This is a genomic window from Micromonospora saelicesensis (assembly GCF_900091575.1).
GTDB lineage: Bacteria > Actinomycetota > Actinomycetes > Mycobacteriales > Micromonosporaceae > Micromonospora > Micromonospora saelicesensis.
The window spans coordinates 287,192-306,520 of the sequence record NZ_FMCR01000004.1 but is presented as its reverse complement, the minus strand read 5'-3'; the positions used below and the strand labels follow the sequence as shown (position 1 = coordinate 306,520).

The 19,329-nt window shown below is 70.9% G+C and carries 17 protein-coding genes; 6 read left to right on the top strand and 11 right to left on the bottom strand.

From position 1 onward, the window contains the following. Positions 1–179 precede the first annotated feature (179 nt). Entirely contained in the window at positions 180–971 is a 792-nt protein-coding gene (locus GA0070561_RS19565) for an EI24 domain-containing protein (RefSeq protein WP_091402803.1), read from the top strand. Positions 972–1,273: 302 nt separating this feature from the next. Here the strand turns inward: GA0070561_RS19565 and GA0070561_RS19560 are convergent, their stop codons facing one another. The 7 genes from GA0070561_RS19560 to GA0070561_RS19530 form a co-directional block, all read right to left on the bottom strand. Further along, positions 1,274–2,170: a GNAT family N-acetyltransferase gene (locus GA0070561_RS19560; protein WP_091402800.1), complete on the bottom strand. Its 897-nt coding sequence runs from the start codon at positions 2,168–2,170 to the stop codon at positions 1,274–1,276. A 58-nt stretch (positions 2,171–2,228) separates the two neighbouring features. After that, entirely contained in the window at positions 2,229–3,236 is a 1,008-nt protein-coding gene (locus GA0070561_RS19555) for a LacI family DNA-binding transcriptional regulator (RefSeq protein ID WP_091402797.1), read from the bottom strand. A 19-nt stretch (positions 3,237–3,255) separates the two neighbouring features. Beyond that, positions 3,256–4,668 carry a GH1 family beta-glucosidase gene (locus GA0070561_RS19550; protein ID WP_091402795.1) on the bottom strand — a complete coding sequence of 471 codons (1,413 nt, stop codon included), beginning with the start codon at positions 4,666–4,668 and terminating at the stop codon, positions 3,256–3,258. Continuing rightward, complete coding sequence (locus tag GA0070561_RS19545) at positions 4,665–5,498, bottom strand: carbohydrate ABC transporter permease (RefSeq protein WP_091402792.1); 834 nt, start codon at positions 5,496–5,498, stop codon at positions 4,665–4,667. Before GA0070561_RS19545 ends, GA0070561_RS19550 begins: the two co-directional genes overlap by 4 nt. Further along, entirely contained in the window at positions 5,495–6,484 is a 990-nt protein-coding gene (locus GA0070561_RS19540) for a carbohydrate ABC transporter permease (protein WP_091402789.1), read from the bottom strand. The genes GA0070561_RS19545 and GA0070561_RS19540 overlap by 4 nt, the downstream gene beginning before the upstream one ends. 70 nt (positions 6,485–6,554) lie before the next feature. Further along, on the bottom strand, positions 6,555–7,859 hold the full coding sequence (locus GA0070561_RS19535) for an ABC transporter substrate-binding protein (protein ID WP_091402786.1): 1,305 nt from the start codon (positions 7,857–7,859) through the stop codon (positions 6,555–6,557). A gap of 230 nt (positions 7,860–8,089) precedes the next feature. Then, positions 8,090–8,848 (bottom strand): maleylpyruvate isomerase family mycothiol-dependent enzyme, encoded by a 759-nt coding sequence (locus GA0070561_RS19530; RefSeq protein WP_091402783.1) that lies wholly within the window; start codon positions 8,846–8,848, stop codon positions 8,090–8,092. A gap of 69 nt (positions 8,849–8,917) precedes the next feature. Here GA0070561_RS19530 and GA0070561_RS19525 point away from each other — a divergent pair, with 69 nt between their 5' ends. Beyond that, positions 8,918–10,000, top strand: a complete 1,083-nt coding sequence (locus GA0070561_RS19525) for a UDP-N-acetylmuramate dehydrogenase (RefSeq protein WP_181539268.1) — start codon at positions 8,918–8,920, stop codon at positions 9,998–10,000. 136 nt (positions 10,001–10,136) lie between these two features. On the opposite strand, the gene GA0070561_RS19520 is transcribed toward GA0070561_RS19525, so the two are convergent. Together GA0070561_RS19520 and GA0070561_RS19515 are read right to left on the bottom strand one after the other, a co-directional pair. Then, positions 10,137–10,925 carry an SAM-dependent methyltransferase gene (locus tag GA0070561_RS19520; protein ID WP_091402778.1) on the bottom strand — a complete coding sequence of 263 codons (789 nt, stop codon included), beginning with the start codon at positions 10,923–10,925 and terminating at the stop codon, positions 10,137–10,139. Between the two features lie 52 nt (positions 10,926–10,977). Beyond that, a complete protein-coding gene (locus GA0070561_RS19515; protein ID WP_091402775.1) occupies positions 10,978–11,739 on the bottom strand; it encodes an SDR family oxidoreductase in 762 nt (253 codons plus the stop codon). Positions 11,740–11,944: 205 nt separating this feature from the next. On the opposite strand from GA0070561_RS19515, the gene mshA reads away from it, so the two are divergent. The 3 genes from mshA to GA0070561_RS34625 all read left to right on the top strand — a co-directional run bounded on the left by mshA (position 11,945) and on the right by GA0070561_RS34625 (position 15,361). Then, positions 11,945–13,309, top strand: a complete 1,365-nt coding sequence (mshA, locus tag GA0070561_RS19510; protein WP_091402772.1) for a D-inositol-3-phosphate glycosyltransferase — start codon at positions 11,945–11,947, stop codon at positions 13,307–13,309. 57 nt (positions 13,310–13,366) lie between these two features. Continuing rightward, entirely contained in the window at positions 13,367–13,882 is a 516-nt protein-coding gene (locus tag GA0070561_RS19505) for a type III secretion system chaperone family protein (RefSeq protein ID WP_091403565.1), read from the top strand. Positions 13,883–14,392: 510 nt separating this feature from the next. Further along, entirely contained in the window at positions 14,393–15,361 is a 969-nt protein-coding gene (locus GA0070561_RS34625) for a hypothetical protein (RefSeq protein ID WP_341844875.1), read from the top strand. A 365-nt stretch (positions 15,362–15,726) separates the two neighbouring features. Here the strand turns inward: GA0070561_RS34625 and GA0070561_RS19495 are convergent, their stop codons facing one another. After that, positions 15,727–17,019 (bottom strand): MFS transporter, encoded by a 1,293-nt coding sequence (locus GA0070561_RS19495; RefSeq protein WP_091402767.1) that lies wholly within the window; start codon positions 17,017–17,019, stop codon positions 15,727–15,729. Between the two features lie 74 nt (positions 17,020–17,093). Then, positions 17,094–18,374, bottom strand: a complete 1,281-nt coding sequence (locus GA0070561_RS19490) for an MDR family MFS transporter (protein WP_091402765.1) — start codon at positions 18,372–18,374, stop codon at positions 17,094–17,096. Positions 18,375–18,526: 152 nt separating this feature from the next. On the opposite strand from GA0070561_RS19490, the gene GA0070561_RS19485 reads away from it, so the two are divergent. Next, complete coding sequence (locus GA0070561_RS19485; RefSeq protein WP_091403562.1) at positions 18,527–19,294, top strand: phosphoglyceromutase; 768 nt, start codon at positions 18,527–18,529, stop codon at positions 19,292–19,294. Positions 19,295–19,329: the final 35 nt, after the last annotated feature.

Sequence of the window (19,329 nt, the reverse complement as noted above, 5' to 3'; positions counted from 1 at the left end):
GACTTCGTACCCCTCAAGGGTTGTCGGGGTGGCCCGCCGGCGAATCGACCGGTCGGCGACGAACCTCGGCGTCCCCGGTGGATCACTGCCGTCCGTCAACCGGTTGATGTGTACGTGGTGAGCTCACTGCTAGCACTCCGCCCGGCGGATGCGAGCTCGGCTGGTTAGGCTGCTCGATCGTGGATGCCAGCAGAATCGCCAGCCCGGTGACCGGGGTCGTCGGACGTTTCCTCGCCGGGGCGGGGCTGCTCCTGCGCGGGTTGGGCCTCTACGTCCGCAGCCCGGGGCTGATGCTGCTCGGCATCGTGCCGGCGCTGATCACCGGCGTGCTCTTCCTGGGCGCGCTCGCCACGCTCGTGTACTTCGTGGACGATCTCGCCGCGCTTGTCACCCCGTTCGCCGACGACTGGTCGAGCACCGGCCGCAGCCTGGTCCGGGTGATCGCCGGGTTGGCCTTCCTGGGGCTCGGCGGCCTGCTCGGCGTGCTCACCTTCACCGCTGTCACCCTGGTCATCGGCGACCCGTTCTACGAGAAGATCTCCGAGCAGGTCGAGCAGCGGTACGGCGGCACGCCGGGCGCGGTGGACGTGCCCTTCTGGTCGTCGCTGCGCCGCAGCCTCGCCGACTCGGTACGCCTGGTGGCGCTCACGGCGTTGGTCGGCATCCCGCTCTTCGTCGCCGGCTTCATCCCGGTGGTCGGCCAGACGGTCGTCCCGGTCATCGGGGCGGCCGTGGGCGGGTGGTTCCTCGCCGTGGAGTTGGTTGGTGCACCCTTCTACCGACGGGGGATGCGGCTGCCGCAGCGTCGAACGATCCTGAAGGCCGACCGACCCACCGCGCTCGGCTTCGGAGTGGCCGTCTTCCTCTGCTTCCTGATTCCGCTCGGCGCCGTGCTGATCATGCCGGCCGCGGTCGCCGGTGCCACGTTGCTGGCCCGTCGCTCGATGGGCCAGCCGATCGAGGAAAGCTGACATGGAGATCAGCCTGGCCCGCCGGGTATTCGACAACCCCGTCGCCTGGGGCCTGGGTTGGCGAGGCCGCCAATCCTCCAGCTTGATCATTTGATGGCGCTAGCTGCCTCGGTGCCCGCTCAGGTGGGAGTGTCGCCGCTGAGCCATATACCTGGGAGTCATATTTATACCTCTGAGGTATATCGCTTACCGGAGCGACACCGCGCCGACGGGCACTACCCGCGCGCCAGCGAACCCTCCGGACAGGCATGACGGTCCAGGTGAGGACCGGATCCCCGGCGGAGTCCACGGGTGGCCGCTGATTAGGTCAGGTCGGCCAGGCAGCTCCACTCGGCTGCCACCGGGCGGTAGCCCAGTCGGGTGTTGATCGCGAGCATCGGCGCGTTCGCCTCGTCGTTCGAGGTGTACGCGACGCGCACACCGTTCGCGGCAGCCCGGTGCAGCGCGGCCGTCTTGGTGAGCCGGGCGAGGCCCCGCCCCCGGTACGCCGGGAGACTGCCGGTGAAGTCCGACCACATCCGGTCCCCGTCCCGCTTCACCAGGCTGAAGGCGGCGACCTCACCATCGACCACGGCGGCGATGCTGGCCGTCTTGTCCAGACCGAGGTTGTCCCAGACGTCGTAGTGCCAGCTCTCGTAGCTGATCGAGTCGACCGGCACGTCGCCCGGCTCGTCGACGGATGCGGCCACGTCGGCCGCGTACAGCAGATGCGGGTCGAGGTCGGAGATCGAGAGCAGCCGTACGCCGGGCGGCGGGTCGGGCAGCGCGGGTGCCGGGTTCAGATCGAGCGCCGAGAAGCGCAGCTCACGACTGGGCTGGTAGCCGTGCCGTCGGGCGAACGGCAGCGCGTCCGGCTGGGCGAAGGCGCGGAGCCGGCGGACCCCCAGCGGGGCGAGGTGGCCCGTCGCGGTCGTCAGCAGCGCGGTGCCGATGCCGCGCCGCCGGTGCTCCGGGTGGACGTGCAGGAGGTTGATGTCACCGAAGTTCGCCGTTGAGGTCGAGGCGTTGCGTTGGGCCGTCACCCAACCGACGACCTGGGCATCGACCTCGGCCACGAAGGCGGCCCAGTCCCTGCCCGGTACCGGCTCGGCGATCATCTTCCGGGTCGACTCGACCCCGCGCACCTGGTACGGGTAGACGATCGCCCGCAGGGCCACCACACCCGGGGCGTCGTCCGGTTGCGCCTCACGAATCCGCATGTCGGCGAGGCTAACCAAGATCGCCAGCCCCGAGCGACGCAATAATCGCCCGGCGCGGTCAGGCGGAGGCGCGACGGATCAGCTCGGTGGGCAGCATGATCGCCTGCTCGATGCTCTCCCCGGCGGCCAGCCGGAGCAGTTGGCGGGTCATCCGGCGGCCGAGTTCCACGATCGGCTGCCGGACGGTGGTCAGCGGCGGCTCGGTGTAGGCGGCGGTCTCGATGTCGTCGAAGCCGACCACCGCCACGTCGTCGGGCACCCGCCGACCTGCCTCGCGCAGCGTCCGCAGGGCGGCGTGCGCCATCAGGTCGGAGGCGGCGAAGACGCCGTCGAGGTCGGGATGCTCCGCGAGCAGGCGGCGCATCGCCGCCGACCCGGATTCCCTGGTGAAGTCACCGATGGCGATCAGCTCGGGCAGCCCCGCGTCAGCGACAGTGCTGCGGTAACCGCTGAGCCGTTCGATCCCGGCGACCATGTCCTGTGGCCCGGCGATGGTCGCGATCCGTCGACGACCGCTGTCGATCATGTGCCGGACGGCTGCGGTCACCCCGGCCACGTGGTCGACGTCGACGTACGGGACCGGCACGTCGCCGAGCGGGCGGCCGCTGACCACCACCGGGATGCCGAGTCGGGCCAGCGTGCCGGGCAGCGGGTCGGCACCGTGCAGCGACGCGAAGAGCACGCCGTCGACGTGCCGGCCGGTGGTGTACCGCTCGACCCGATGGTGCCCGGCCGGCGAGCCGGCGAGCATCAGCACCAGTTGCTTGTCGGCCGCCTCCAACTCCTGGCTGACACCCCGGATGATGCCGGGGAAGACCTGGTCGTCGGAGAAGACCCGGGTGGCCGCCTCCGGCATGACCAGGGCGATCGAGTCGGTGCGCTGGGTGACCAGGCTGCGGGCCGCCAGGTTGGGGACGTACCCCAACTCGGCGACCGCCCGGGTGACCGCCTCGCGGATCGGTTCGGCGACGGTGGTGGAGCCGTTGACCACCCGGGAAACGGTGGCGCGGGACACTCCGGCCCGCGCTGCCACCGCTTCGAGCGTCGGCCGCTGCGCCGTCGTCATCGCGCTTTCCCCCCGCTCGTCACAGCCCGTTCCGGGAGATCACCTCCTGGTACCACCGGGCGCTGGCCTTCGGTGTGCGCCGCTGGGTCAGGTAGTCGACGTGCACGATCCCGAACCGCTTGCGGTAACCCTCCGCCCACTCGAAGTTGTCCAGGAATGACCATACGAGATAACCGCGCAGGTCCACGCCCCGGGCGATCGCCTCGTGCGCCGCACGGAGGTGCCCGTCGAGGTAGGCGATGCGATCGGCGTCGATCACCTGCGTCGGGCCGTCGGGCGAGTCGGCGCCGGGCTTGTCGGGGAACGCCGCACCGTTCTCGGTGATCAGCAGCGGCACTCCGGGGTAGTCGGCGGCGATCCGCTCCAGCAGCCGGGTGAGCCCGGCCGGTTCGATCATCCAACCCATGTCGGTGAGCGGCCCGGCCGGCGGCAGGAAGTGCACAGCGCCCTCGGTGCCCGGATACGCGCCGTTGCCGGCGCCGTCGGGCCGACCGGCCACGTAACTCGGGGCGTAGTAGTTGATGCCGAGCAGGTCGATCGGGGCGGCGATCAGCTTCTCGTCGCCGTCGCGGATGAACGTCGGCTCGACGATCCGGGCCACGTGCTCCCGGACGTCGTCCGGGTAGCCGCCGGCCAGCAGCGGGTCGAGGAAGATCCGGTTGTGCAGGCCGTCGACCAGGCGGACCGCGGCGGCGTCGGCCGCGCTCTGCGGGTCGGCCGGGCGTACGTCGGCCGGGTTGACGGTGACGCCCACGCTGCGCGCGCCGGCCGACCGCAGCGCCCGCGCCGCCAGGCCGTGCCCCAGCAGCAGATGGTGTACGGCGGTGAAGGCCGCCGCCGGATCCTGCTCGCCGGGAGCGTGCAGGCCGTTGGCGTAACCGAGGTAGGCCGAGCACCACGGCTCGTTGAGCGTGGTCCACACGTCGATCCGGTCGCCGAGGCGGGCGTACACCGCGGTGGCGTAGGTGGCGAAGTGTTCGGCGGTGTCCCGGTTGGTCCAGCCACCCCGGTCACCGAGGGCCTGCGGCAGATCCCAGTGGTAGAGGGTGACGATCGGGTCGATTCCCCGGTCCAGCAGCGTGTCCGTGAGCCGGTCGTAGAAGTCCAGCCCACGGGGGTTGGCCGGGCCGGTGCCGTCGGGCTGGATCCGCGGCCAGGCGACCGAGAACCGGTACGCCCGCAGACCCAGCTCGGCCATCAGCGCGACGTCGTCGGCGTACCGGTGGTAGTGGTCGCAGGCGACGTCGCCGGTGTGGCCCTGGTACACCTTGCCCGGCGTACGGCTGAAGGTGTCCCAGATGGACGGACCGCGACCGTCGTCGCGGGCCGCACCCTCGATCTGGTACGCGGCGGTGGCCGCCCCCCAGAGGAAGTGTTCGGGAAACCGGATCTCGTTGCTGGACCGGTTGGTTGGCTCGCTGCGCTCGTTCACGCCTTGACCGCACCTTCCATGATTCCGCCGATGATCTGCCGGCCGAACAACACGAAGACCAGTAGCAGGGGCAGCGTCGCGATGGCCGTTCCGGTGAACACCTGCGACATGTCCTGGTAATACCCGTCCGACAGTGCTCGTAGGGACAGCTGCACTGTCGGATTCGCCGGATCGTTCAGTACAGCGTACGGCCAGAGGAAGTCGTTCCAGGTGGTCATGAAGGTGAGCAGACCGAGGACGGCGGCGGCGGGACGCAGGGCGGGCAGCACGACGTGCCACCAGATCCGGGCGGTGCCGCAGCCGTCCATCCGGGCGGCCTCGATCAGCTCGTCGCTGATCGCCTGGCCGGCGTACTGCCGCATCATGAACACCCCAAACCCGGTGACCAGCACCGGGACGATGACCGCGGGCAGCCGGTCGTTCCAGTGCAGCTTGGTCATGAGCAGGTAGAGCGGGATCACGCCGAGCTGCGTCGGCACCATCATGGTCGCGATGATCACCAGCAGCATCGCGTTGCGGCCACGGAACCGCAGCTTGGCGAAGGCGAACCCGGCCAGGCTGGAGAAGAACACCACGGACACGGTGACCGTGGTGGCCACGATCGCCGAGTTGATCAGACCGGTCAGGAAGTACGCGTCGGTGTTGTCGAACAGCCGGGCGATGTTGGCGCCCAGGTTGCCGCCGGGGGTGACCGGGGGTGGCAGTTGGCCCATCGCGTCGTTGCTGCGGCTGGCGACGACGAACATCCACCAGATCGGAAAGACCGACAGGCCGGCGGCGACGACCAGGGCGAGGTAGGTGAGCGGGCTGGCCCGCCAGAGTCGGCTCATCGCGCGGCTCCCTTCTGCGGTCGGTCGCCGCCGAGCCGGCGCAGGATCAGCACGTTGACCGCCGCGACGATCGCGATGAGCGCGAAGAGCAGCCAGGCCACGGCCGAGCCGTATCCGAAGTTGTAGTGCGGGGCGAAGGCGTTCTCGAACATGTACATGGTCAGGGTCTGCGACTCGCGGAGCGGTCCGCCCCGGATCGGGTTGGTGCCGGAGTTGAACATCCGGGGTTCGGTGAAGAGTTGCAGGCCGCCGATGGTGGCGATGATGGTGCAGAAAATGATCGTCGGCTTGAGCAGTGGCACGGTGACCGACCAGAACTGTCGGGCCCGGTTGGCGCCGTCGATCGCCGCCGCCTCGTACAGGTCGCGGGGGATGGCCTGCATCGCGGCCAGCAGGATCAGCGCGTTGTAGCCGGTCCACCGCCAGTCGACCATCGCGGAGATGGCCACCCAGGAGGCGAACCGGTTGGACTTCCAGCCGATCGGATCCATCCCGACCAGGTCGAGCAGCCAGTTGATCATGCCGAACTCGCGGCCGAATAGCACCCCGAACACGATCGCCACGGCGGCCGTGGACGTGACGTTCGGGACGAGCACCGCCATCCGCCAACCGGTGCGCGCCCGCAGGCCGCGGTTGAGCAGGTTGGCCAGCCAGAGCGCGGCGAGCAACTGTGGCACGGTCGAGATGACGAAGATGCCCAGCGTGTTGACGAGCGCGTGCCAGAAGTCGGTGTCGGCGAGCAGCCGGGTGTAGTTCTCCGCCCCGACGAAGGGGTGGTCGGCTCCGAGCAGGTCCCAGTCGTGCAGCGACACCCAGAAGGTGTACGCCAGCGGGTACGCCCCGAAGACGCCGAAGATCAGGAAGAACGGGGCGATGTAGAGGTACGGCGAGAAGCGGGTGTCGAATCGACTGAGCCGACCCGAGGATTGGCGGGGATTACCGGTTGCCGGTGTGGCCGGCGGACGGGCGTCGAGCTGGACGGTCATGCCCGAGGACTCCTTTCCGTCGTGCGGGCGGGACCTCTGCTTCCGAGGCCCGCCCGCACGCTCGCTCGGGCTACTTGGCGGCGGCCTTCTTCGCGTTGGTCACCGCGTCGGTCCAGCCCTGCGCGGGGCTGCGCTGACCCAGCTCCACGGTCCGTACGGCGTTCTCCACCTCGGTCCGTACGGCCTGGTTCTTCGGGCCCATGTAGACCGGCTTCAAGCTCTTCGCGCCGGTGCCGAAGATGGCGCCGACCGGTGCCCCCGAGAAGTACGCGTTGGTCGCACCGGTGATCGCCGGGTCGTCGAGCGCCTGCGGCGAGGAGGGCAGCGGACCCTTGGCCTTGAACGCCCCGATCTGCCCCTTGGCGCTGGTCAGGAACTTGGCCAGCTTGATTGCCTCGGCCTGGTGCTTGCTCTGCTTGGGCACGGCGAGGTGCGATCCACCCCAGTTGCCGCCGTTGCCGGGCACCCGGGCGATGTCCCACTTGCCCTGGGCGTCAGTGCCGGCGTTGGCCTCGATGACGCCGGTCATCCAGGCGGGGCAGGCGATGGTGGCGAACTTCGACTGCTTGAAGGCGGACACCCACTCCTCCGACCAGGAGCCGTACTTGCCGGAGAGGCCCGAGTCGATGATGTCCATAGTGGTGTCGTAGGCCTGTCGCACGGCCGGGTTGCTGTCGACGACCAGCTTCTCGCTGGTGTCGTAGTAGCTGTAGCCGCTGCTGTTGCCGGCGGTCTGCAGCAGGATCGTGTTGAACGTGTTGGTCGCCCCGTCGAGGAAGGACGCCCCGGTCTTGGCCGCGACGAACTTCTCACCAGTGGCGATGTAGTCCGGCCAGGTCGGCCAGAGCTTCGAGACCTCGTCGCGCTCGGTGGGCAGGCCGGCCTTCTGGAAGAGGTCCTTGCGGTAGCACATGGCGATCCCGCCGACGTCGGTACCGAGGCCGATGAGCTGCTTGCCGTCGGCGGTCAGGCCGGCGTTCCACTTCCACTCCAGGAAGTTGCCCTTGAGGTCGGCGGCGCCGTGGTCCAGCAGGTTGACGAAGTTCGCCGGATTGGCCTTGTACTCGACAAGCAGACCCTCCTCGATGGCCACCACGTCGCCTGCGCCCCGGCCGGCGGCGAGCCACTGGGTGAGCTTCGGCGAGTACTCGTCGAGGTTGGTGCCGGTGCCGCGCTCGACGATCTTCACGCCGGGGTTCGCGGTCATGTACTCCTGGTAGAGCTGCTCGTAGCCGAACTGGCCGAAGACGTCGACGGTCAGCGTGACCGGTCCGTCGCCCGGCTCGTCACCGCCGCCGCAGCCAGCGGTGACGAGCAGGGCGGTGGCGGCGGCGAGGGCCACCGCGGCGAGGCGGCGGCGCGGGAAGACAGCCATGGGTTATCGACCTCTCTCAAGGCGGGCGGGTGATGGCAGATGGCTAAGAGAGCGCTCTCACGACAGGGTGGTGGGTCGTCCACGGGCTGTCAAGAGAGCGCTCTCTCAGCGTTGTGATCCCGTGATGGACGGTCGCCCGGGTGCAGCGCGCCCGGTGCGCGGTGGATCCCCCGAACGCCGACGAGGGCGCCACCCCCGCCGGGGTGACGCCCTCGTTCGTTCTGAATCGGTCAGCCGGTGCGCAGACCGTCCAACAGGGTGCGGTCACCGACGACGTCCAGCGTCTCGAAGCTCACCCGACCCCAGAGCGCCAGCAGCAGGTCGCTCGCGGTGCCGCTGACCTGGGCACGGGCGTGGTGATCGTCGTGGTCGAAGATGGTCGCGGTGTCGAGCAGCGCCACCCCCTCGCCGCGCAACCGCAGATACCACTCCTGGGCCGCATCGGTCGCGCAGAGCTGCACCACCCCGTGCCAGTCACCCGGCACCTGCCGCCGGCCCGCCGGCAGCCAGGTGTCCAGCACCTCACTCACCCCGTCGGCCGCGAGCTTCGCCTCCACCGGGTCGCCAGCCCCGATGGCGAGCTGGGCGTCCCAGCGGTGCACAGCCGTCTCGTGCGCCATCCGACGCGGCCAGAAACCGGCCTTCTTCGGCTGCGGGGCCCAGTTCCACGCCGGCGCCTCGGGGTCGAGGCCGTCGAAGAGGGTCATCACCCGGTCGTAACCCTGCTGCCACAGCTGGAGCGCGTTCACGCCCGGGTCGGCCTCGAGCTTCTCCCGCCGAGGCGGTTGGCTGGTCTGGCCGGAACCGGCGAACGACGACACCCAGTGGTAGATGCCGGCCATGTGCAGTGTGACGTCGTTGACCGTCCAGCCCGGACAGGACAGCACCGGTGTCTCCGGCGGCGCCTCGGCCACCGCTGTCGCGAAAGCCGGACCCTCCGTCCGGAGCGCCCCGATCCAGAAATCCTTGCTGCCCTGCAGTCTGCTCATCGCCATCCTCCCGGGGGTGCCGGGCGACCAGTGGGTGCCACGGCTACTTGTCAGCCTAAGGTGAAGGGCGTGCCAGACGCCTCCGCCCAGCCGACAACCGACGCCGATCGTGCCATCCCCGGTCCACTCGCCGGCTACACCACCCTCCGAACGGGTGGGCCGGCCGAGCGGATCGTGGCCGCCGGCAGTGCCGACGAACTCGTCCAGGCGGTACGCGCCGCGGCGGAGCCGGTCCTGATCCTGGCCGGGGGCAGCAACGTGGTGATCGGCGACGCCGGCTTCCCCGGCACCGTCGTGCTGGTGCGCTCCCGTGGCATGCGGGTCATCGCCGAGGACGCCACCTCGGTCACCGTACGGGTCGACGCCGGCGAGCCGTGGGACGACCTGGTCGCCGCCACGGTCGCCAACGGCTGGGCCGGGCTGGAATGCCTGTCCGGCATCCCCGGCTCGACCGGTGCCACCCCGATCCAGAACGTCGGCGCGTACGGCCAGGAGGTCGCCGAGACGATCACCGGCGTCGAGGTGTACGACCGGGTCGAGGGCACCCGTCAGGTCATCCCCGCGGCCGACTGCGGCTTCGCCTACCGGGGCAGCATCTTCAAGTACGTGGACCGCTGGGTGGTGCTCTCGGTCGACTTCCGACTCACCAGGTCTCCGCTCTCCGGGCCGGTGCGCTACGCGGAGCTGGCCCGGGCCCTCGGTGTCGAGGTGGGCGACCAGGTGCCGCTCGCCGACGCCCGAGCGGTGGTGCTGCGGCTCCGGGCGGGCAAGGGGATGGTGCTCGACGCCAACGACCCGGACACTCGCTCGGTCGGCTCCTTCTTCACCAACCCGGTGCTCGACCGCGCGACGTACGAACAGCTCCTGGAACGCTCCGCCGAGCTGGGCGACCCGCCCGCCTGGCCGGGGGCGGACGGCCTCGTCAAGGTGAGCGCCGCCTGGCTGATCGACAAGGCGGGCTTCGCCAAGGGCCACCCCGGCGAGGGTGGGGTGGCCATCTCCAGCAAGCACACTCTGGCCCTGACCAACCGCAGTGGCACCGCCCACACCGGCGACCTGCTCACCCTGGCCCGCACCATCCGTGACCAGGTCCACGCCCGCTTCGGCGTAACGCTGCACCCCGAACCAGTCCTCATCAACTGCACCCTCTAACCCCCCGAGCCCCCCACGCTCCCGCGATCTTGCAGTTTCTGCTGGGCCAAAAGGGACAAGAAGGGGCGAATCGTCGACCGGAAACGCAAGATCGGTGTGCAGGGTGGGGTCGGGGCCCGGCGTGCGGGCAGTGGGGTCAGGGGAGGGGCCAGGGGAGGGTTAGTTCGCCCTGGCGCCAGCGGGTGGGGTTGTCGAGGATGGGCCAGCCGGTTTCGCGGAGACGGGTCACCGCGTGCAGCCAGCGTTGGCGGGGGCCGAAGGTGGCGTACGGGGCGGCGGCCTGCCAGGCGTCGTCCAGGGCGCGGATCAGCGCGTGCACCGGCTCGCCGGGAACGTTGCGGTGGATCAGCGCCTTGGGCAGCCGCTCGGCCAGCTCGGCAGGGCTGCCCAGCGTGGTGAGCTTCGCGGCAAGGGTCAGCGTCCGGGGGCCGTCGGCGTCGATCAGCAGCCAACTGGCGAGCCGCCCCAACTCGTCACAGGTGCCCTCGACGAGCACTCCGCCGGGGGCGAGCGCGGCGGTCATCGTCTGCCAGGCTTCGGCCACCTCGCTCTCGTCGTACTGTCGCAGCACGTTGAACGCGCGGACCAGCACCGGCCGGAGCCCGGCCAACTCGAACCCACCCCGGGCGAACGTCAGCCCGGGTGGGTCGGCGGCCGGCGCCGCGGCCGCCACCCGGGCGGCGTCGATCTCCAACCCGACCAGCCGTACGTCCGGACGGACCCCCGCCGCCAGCCGAGCGCGCAACTCCACAGCGGTCACCGGGGTGGCGCCGTAGCCGAGGTCGACCACCAGGGGGTCGTCCGCCGCCAACAGTCGGTCGGCGCAGGTGGCGACGATCCAGTTGTCCACCCGACGGAGCCGGTTCGGGTTCGTCGTGCCGCGGGTGACCACGCCGAACGGCCGGCGCCGCGCCGCAGGGCTCATGTCGACCTCCGGGCCAATCTCCGTTCGCGACTGCGGGGCTCGAAGACCGCGCTTAGACCCGGTGCACCTTGTGCTGGGCTGCCTGTGCCCGGGGCCGGACCACCAGCCGGTCGATGTTGACGTGCTCGGGGCGGGTGGCGCACCAGGCGATGCAGTCGGCCACGTCCTCGGCGACCAGCGGCCCCGGCACCCCGGCGTAGACGGCGGCGGCCCGTTCCGCGTCGCCCTCGAAGCGGACCAGCCCGAACTCGTCGGTCTTCACCATGCCCGGGTCGATCTCGATGACCCGCAGCGGCCGGCCACACAGCTCCAGGCGGAGCGTGCCGGCGATGGCGGTCTGCGCGTGCTTCGCGGCGGTGTAGCCGCCCCCACCCTCGTACACGGTCAGGCCGGCGGTTGAGGAGACCACCACGATGGTGCCGGAGCCGGAGGCTTCCAGCGCCGGCAGCAGCGCCTGGGTCACCCGCAGGGTGCCGAGCACGTTCACGTCGTACATCCACTGCCAGTCGGCGACCGAGCCGGACTCCACCGGGTCCAGCCCGCGCGCTCCGCCGGCGTTGTTGACCAGCAGGGTGACCGGCCCGGGTGCCTGGGCGGCGGCCTCGGCCAGCCGGGCCACCGACTCGTCCGAGGTGACGTCGCAGGTCACGGCGGTGGCCTGGCCGCCGGCGGCGGTGATCTCGGCGACCAGGTCGGTGAGCCGTTCGGCGCGGCGGGCGGCGGCGAGCACATGGAAGCCCTCGGCGGCGAGCCGGCGGGCGGTGGCCGCGCCGATCCCGCTGGACGCTCCGGTGACGATGGCGACTGAGGTCATTCCGACATTGTCACAGCGGGCGTACGACCCGCCCCGACCGGGCGTACGGCAGTCGTCGGCGGGCGTTCGGTGATGAGGTCCGTCACCCCGAGGGGCCGCGCCGGGGAATTTCCGAAGCCCGATGGGGAAGATGACATCCGGCGTACAGGTTGACCGAGAAGCGCCGGTCGTGCGAGACGGCATCAACCGTGAAGAAGGAGCGGATGTGGCGGAAATGCACACCGGTGTCGGGCGTCAGCGAGGTGCCCAACCGTGGCCCCGGCCTCGCCGCATCGCCACCCTGTCGGTACACACCTCCCCCCTGCACCAGCCCGGCACGGGTGATGCCGGCGGAATGAACGTCTACATCCTCGAAGTCGCCCGGCGTCTCGCCGAGGCCAACGTGGAGGTGGAGATCTTCACCCGGGCCACCTCAGGTGACCTCCCCCCGGTGGTCGAGATGGCGCCCGGCGTGCAGGTCCGGCACATCACCTCCGGCCCCCTGGAGGGTCTCACCAAGGAGGAGCTGCCCGGTCAGCTCTGCGCCTTCACCGCCGGGGTGCTGCGTGCGGAAGCGTCCCGCCCGCCGGGGCACTACGACCTGATCCACTCGCACTACTGGCTCTCCGGCCAGGTCGGTTGGCTGGCCAAGGAGCGCTGGGGGGTGCCGTTGGTGCACACCGCGCACACCCTGGCGAAGGTCAAGAACGCCCAGCTCGCGGCCGGTGACCGGCCGGAGCCCAAGGCCCGGGTCATCGGCGAGGAGCAGGTCGTCGCCGAGGCGGACCGGCTTGTCGCCAACACCCGGGTCGAGGCCAGCGACCTGCTCGACCGGTACGACGCCGACCCGACCCGGGTGTCGGTCGTGCAGCCGGGCGTCGACCTGGCCCGGTTCCAGCCCGCGCCGGGCGACAGGTCCGCTGCCGCCCGCCAGGCCCGTCGCCGGCTGGGCCTTCCAGTCGACGGGTACGTGGTTGCCTTCGTCGGTCGGATCCAGCCGCTCAAGGCCCCCGACGTGCTGATCCGCGCGATCGCCGCGTTGCGGGAGCGCGATCCGGCGCTGGCCGATCAGGTGACGGTGGTGATCTGCGGCGGACCCAGCGGCAGTGGGCTGGACCGGCCGACCGCCCTGATCGAGTTGGCCGCCAGGCTCGGGGTCAGCGACGGGGTTCGGTTCCTGCCGCCGCTCACCGGGGACGACCTTCCGGCCCTGTACCGGGCGGCGGACCTGGTCGCGGTGCCGTCGCACAACGAATCGTTCGGGCTGGTCGCCCTGGAGGCGCAGGCCTGCGGTACGCCGGTGCTGGCCGCCGCCGTCGGGGGGCTGGTCACCGCCGTCCGGGACCAGGTCAGTGGCGTACTCATCGACGGGCACGACCCGGTCGACTGGGCCCGTGCGATGGGCAGCCTGCTGCCGAACCGGGCGTTGCGCTCGGTGCTGGCCCGAGGTGCCGAGCAGCACGCTCGGCACTTCTCCTGGGACCGTACTGTCGCCGGTCTGCTCGGGGTCTACGGCGAGGCGATCGCCGGGCAGCGCGCCCGGCTCGCGGCCGACCTGGCGGGTGACCCGGCGCTCTCCTGCTCCTGGTGACCCCGGGGCCCGCTTGTCACCCGGTGCGCGAGCCGGGTCGGTCGTAGAGTGGGTCCGGTGAGCCCGAAGAGCGATCTTGCGACCCTGATCGAGTCGGTGTGCGCCGAGCGGGACCTGGCCTGGGAGTCGACCGGCCCCGGCTCGTACGCGGTGACGCTGCCGGGCACCCACAAGCTCAAGACGATCTGCAACCTGATCGTCGGCGAGCACGCGCTGCGGATCGAGGCGTTCGTGATGCGCCAACCGGACGAGCGCCGCGAGGAGCTGTGGGCCTGGCTGTTGCAGCGCAACGCCCGGATGTACGGCGTCTCCTTCTCCACCGATGCCGTCGGCGACGTGTACCTCACCGGTCGGGTCAACCCGGCCGGCGTGGACGCCGACGAGTTGGACCGCCTGTTCGGCGCGGTGCTCACGTACGCCGACGAGTCGTTCGACACGATGTTGGAGATCGGCTTCGGCAGTTCGATCCGGCGCGAGTACGAGTGGCGGGTGAAGCGGGGCGAGTCGACCGCCAACCTGGCCGCCTTCGCCCACCTCTTCGAGCCCTCCGGCGCCGGCCCCGACCCCGCCTGACCCACCACCCCCGCGCCCCGCGCCCCCGCGCCCCCGCGCCCCGCGCCCCCGCGCCCCGCGCCCCGCGCCCCGCGCCCCCCGCGCCCCGCGGCCCCGCGCCCGGGGCCCGCATCCCATGATCGTGCTCGAACCAGGAAGTAGTGGTGTCGCCGCCGCGGCGATGCCACTACTTCCTGGATGCAGCACGATCATGGCGAGTTGACTGAGGTTCGGAGTGCTCCTGACGGGTATGCCGCACCGCGCGGTGCGGCAAGGGACCCCCGCGCGCCGATGACGGAGTGCCAAGGAGCGGAGCGTCCCATGGCTCAGCGGAACAGCTCAGGTCGCGGCGCGACTGCGACCAGGACGAAGCGACAGGCCGGCAACCAGACGCCGGGTACGCCCGGAGTCTCCGAGTCGGAGATTTCCCGGATGCGGGTGGACGACATCCGCGGGCAGCTGCGCAAACGCGGGGTCTCCGGGATCTCCGCATTGCGCAAGCCCGAGCTGGTGAAACAGCTGGTGCGCTCGATGCGGGCCGGCGCGGGTCGGAGCAGCACCGGCCCGTCCGGCCGGGCCGCCGGCACCAGGGCGTCGGCGGGTCGTGCCGCCGCCACCAAGAAGTCGGCGGCCAGGCCGGCGTCGAGCCGCGCGAAGGCCGCGCCGGCGAACAAGAGCGCGCCCGCGAAGCGGGCCGCCGCAACGAAGGCGACCGCCGGACGGAAGTCGACGGCGGCGGCGAAGCGGGCGCCGGCGAAGAAGGCGACCGCCGCGAAGAAGACCACAGCGGCGACGTCGACGGCCGCCCGCAGGAGCACGACCGCGAGCAGGACCACCGCCGCCCGGAAGACCGCCGCAGCGCGGAAGACCACGGCGGCCCGTAAGACAGCGACGGCGCGTACGGCGCCCGCGCGGAAGGCGCCGGCGAAGAAGGCACCGGCGCGACCAGCGGCGAAGCGCGCGACGCCGGCCAAGAGCGCGGCGGCCAAGCGCACCACGGCGAAGCGCACGGCACCGGCCAAGAGCGCGGCGGCCAAGCGCACGACGGCGAAGCGCGCGGCGCCGGCCAAGAGCGCGGCGGCCAAGCGCACGTTGACGCCGTCGACCGGTGGCGGGACGACGGCCGGCGGGATCCGGACTGGACGGGGTACGGGGCGGTCGGTCCGCAGTTCGCAGGTGATCTCGTCGATCATGGACCGGCCGGAGCGGCCGGGACGGAGTTTGATCACGGCGAACCACGAGGTGATCAAGCGGTGGGCCCGGGAACGCGGGGCCAAGCCGGCGACCATCGCCGGCACCGAGCGGGATGGCCGGGCGGGTGTGTTGACCTTCAACATTCCCGGATACCGGGAAAGCAGCCGGATTCGCGAGATCACCTGGGATGAGTGGTTCCACACGTTTGACCTGCGGCGGCTGAACCTGATTTATCAGGAACAGTTGCGGGACGGCCGGCAGAGCAACTTCTTCCGGACCGAGTCACCCGATCGGGAAGACGGCTGAGGTGTTTGCGGGAATGGCCGACGGGTAACCGGCTGTTGCCAACGGACGAGGCCGGAGCAGCGGATACTCGCCAGTTGTGACCGGCGAGACAGCCGTTCTGGGTTGAATCCAGAATCCGGGCGAACTAGCTTTATTGCACCGCGCCACGTTTGGAAACGTTCGGGGGAGCGGCGGATCGATCAGATCCGCGCACCAGACGAGGCGCGAGGGGACGGGTGGAATAACCGTTGGGGGACGGTTCCCACCTGTTTGGACCGGCGGCGTGAGCGGGCGATGCTTACGGGGGTGAGTGTTGCCCGCCGCCGCCGGCCCCACCGGCGGGCGCCCACCACGACCTCAGGGACGTGGTGGGCGCTTTGCGTCCGTTATCCGGTCGATACCCGGTCTGCGGTGGTTGTCGGCTCCGGGTCGACAACCCGGCGCAGCGCGGCGACGTGCCGCTCCCGGGGTGGTCCGGCGAACAGGTGCCCGAGCGCGGCCAGCAGACCCAGCCCGCCCACGATCAGCCAGTGCCGGTCGCCGAGGTGCTGAAGGCTCACCCCGCCGAGGGTGGGCGCGACGAACGCCGCGGCCGGGAACGTCAGGTAGAAGACCGACTGGTAGCGCGCTCGTAGCTGCGGTGGCGCCAGGTCCGCGTTGATCTGCGCGTTGGGCGGGGCGGCGAGCATCGAGCCGACCGTCCAGACCACTGCGGCACCCAGGTAGATGGCCAGTTCGTCAGCGATGGCGAGCGCCCCGAAACCGAGCGCGAGCAGCGCCGTGGAGGCGGCCAGCACGACGTCCTTGCGGTGCCGGTCGATCAGCCGGGGCACGAACAACTGCCCTACCACGATCAGCGCGCCGCCGAGCGCCACCACCAGCCCGTACGCCGATGGGCCCAGGCCGTCCGCGCGCATGGCCAGCGGCATGATGGTCGACGTCTGCATGGTGAGTACGGCCAGCACGAAGGTGAGCCCGACGAACACCAGGAAGGTGCGGTCGGTGAGCGCGGTGTGCAGTCCCGGCCGGCGGGTCCGGATGGATTTCGGTGCCGCTGTGGCGGGCGGTGGGCCGGCCGTTGGCCGGGCCAGCCGCAGGGTTTCGGGCACCTTCCAGGCGATCACGGCTGCGGCGGTCAGTGTGGCGCCCGCGTCGACCAGGAACAGTGCGGTGAAGCTCGCCTCGGCCAGGACTCCGGCGAGCAGCGAGGCGACCGCCATGCCCAGGTTGAACGCCCAGAACTGAAGGTTGAACGCCCGCGAGCGGCGCTCGGCGGGCACCACGTCGACGATCGCCGCCACGAACGCCGGGCTGGGCATCGAGTGGACCACGCCGATCAGCGCGGAGAGCACAGCGATCAGCAGCAGGGGTCGGGTGAAGGCGAGCGCCACCATCAGGCCGACAGTGGCCAGGTGCGCGGCGAGCAGGGTCGCGCGGCGTCCCCACCGGTCGGCGAGCACCCCGCCGAGCAGTACGCCGGCCGCTCCGCCGGCCCCGTACGCGCCGACCACTGTGCCGGCCAGGCCTTCGCTCGCGCCACGTACGTCGGTGAGGTAGAGCGAGAGGAACAGCATGGCGAACGCGCCGGCCCGGTTGATCAGCAGGCCGGCCCAGAGGTACCAGAAGGTGGCGGGTAGTCCGCCTGCGGTGTCATGCCACCAGCGCCGCAGGGCGTGCACCCGACCTCCCGACAGTTCGGATTGTTAACTGTTTCCACTGCACAGTAGGTAATCCGGCACCGCCGCGCCACTCCTTACGCTTCGGCGGTCTGCGGCGTCCGGGAGGCGGTCGTCGGTGCCAGTGCCTCGCCGGAGCGGCGTAGCGCGGCCGCCCGCCGTTCCCGGGCCGGCCCGGACACCAGGTGGGCCACTGCGGTCAGGAGGCCGAGCGCGGCGCAGCCGTACCAGAGGGTGTCGTTGCCGGCGTGCTCGCGCACCAAGCCGCCGAGGATCGGCGCGCTGGCCCCGGCGATCTGCCACGAGAGGGAGAACACGCCCTGGTAGCGACCGCGCAGTTCGGCCGGGGACAGTTCGGCGATCAGCGTGGAGTTGGACGGCGAGTTCAGCATCTCGCCGACCGTCCAGATCAGCACTGTCAGCCCGTAGAACCACGGGGTGCCGGCGAACGCGGTCAGCCCGAACCCCACGCCCATCACGACGGACGCCAGCGCGAGCACGTGCGAGCGGCTCCGACCCCGGATCAGCCGGGGCACGAAGAGCTGTCCGACCACGATGAGGATGCCGTTGAGCGCGATCACCGAGCCGTAGGTGGCCGGGCTCAGACCGTCGTCGCCCATCGCGATCGGCAGCATCGAGATGTGCTGGAGGAACACCAGCGCGGCGAACAGGTTGAGTGCCACGAAGCCGAGGTAGACCCGGTCGGTGAGGATGGTGCGCAGCGCGCCGCGCGGAGCCGCTGCTGCCGTGACGGCGGTGGCGGGGCCGGCCTGTCGGGTCTCCGGCACCTTGCTGAAGATGATCAGCGCGGTGATCAGCATGGTGGCCGCGTCGACCACGAACAGCAGCAGGTAGTCGGCCTGTGCGGCGAGGCCGGCGAGGACGGCCGCGCAGGCGAAGCCGAGGTTGATCGCCCAGTAGTTGAGCGAGAAGGCGCGCAGCCGGTCCTTCGCCGGCACCACGTCGATCATCATCGCCCCGAACGCGGGCCGGGCCGCCTCGGCGAACATGCCGAGCAGCAGCGCGCCCAGCGCCACCGCCCAGAGATCCCGGGCCAGCCCGAGCCCGAGCATCATGGCCGCCGCGCCCACGTGGGCGGTGAGCAGCGTGGGCCGGCGTCCCCACCGGTCGGCCAGAGTGCCGCCGGCGGTCGTGCCGAACGCCCCGCCGACACCCCAGAGGCCGATCACCAGGCCGGCCTGCGAGGCCGAGAAGCCACGTTCCTGGGTCAGGTAGATGGCCAGGAAGACGAGGACGAACGAGCCGAGTCGGTTGATCAGGGTGCCGGACCACAGGTACCAGAAGGTGGTCGGTAGGCCGCCGGTGGTGTCCCGGAACCAACTCCGCATCGTCCGCATATGGCGCCCCGCTTGCAAGTAATGACCGATGTGACTGACGTGCCTTACAACCCTAGTGGCGGCCGGATCCGCTGGTCATCAGGTTTTTCACGTGGTGGTCGTCACGACGGCTGCCCGCGTGTCCGTCGGGCGGTTGAGGCAGGATGATCCGCATGACTGCGAGCGAAGGGCCCACCGTCGGGACGCTGGTCCTGCTGCGACACGGTGAGAGCGACTGGAATGCCAAGAACCTCTTCACCGGCTGGGTGGACGTCGACCTGACCGAGAAGGGCGAGGGCGAGGCGCGGCGCGGCGGCGAGTTGATGCGCGAGCACAGCCTGCTGCCGGACGTCGTGCACACCAGCGTGATGCGCCGTGCGATCCGCACCGCCGAGCTGGCGCTCAACGCCGCCGACCGGCACTGGATCGCCGTGCGCCGGTCGTGGCGGCTCAACGAGCGCCACTACGGCGCCCTGCAGGGCAAGAACAAGAAGCAGACCCTCGACGAGTACGGCGAGGAGCAGTTCATGCTCTGGCGCCGGTCGTACGACACGCCACCGCCGCCCATCGACGACAACGACGAGTGGTCGCAGGTGGGTGACCCGCGCTACGCGCTGCTGCCGACCGAGCTGATGCCGCGCACCGAGTGCCTCAAGGACGTCGTCGACCGGATGCTGCCCTACTGGTACGACTCGATCGTGCCGGACATCCTGGCCGGCCGGACGGTGCTGGTGGCCGCGCACGGCAACTCGCTGCGCGCCCTCGTCAAGCACCTCGACCAGATCTCCGACGAGGCGATCGCCAAGCTGAACATCCCGACGGGCATCCCGCTGCGCTACGACCTCGACCCGCAGCTGCGCCCGCTCACTCTGGGCGGCACCTACCTCGACCCGACCGCTGCGAAGGCAGCCGCCGCTGCGGTGGCCAACCAGGGGCGCTGAGCCACCAGAAAGGGGCCCCTCGTCATCGCGGAGAG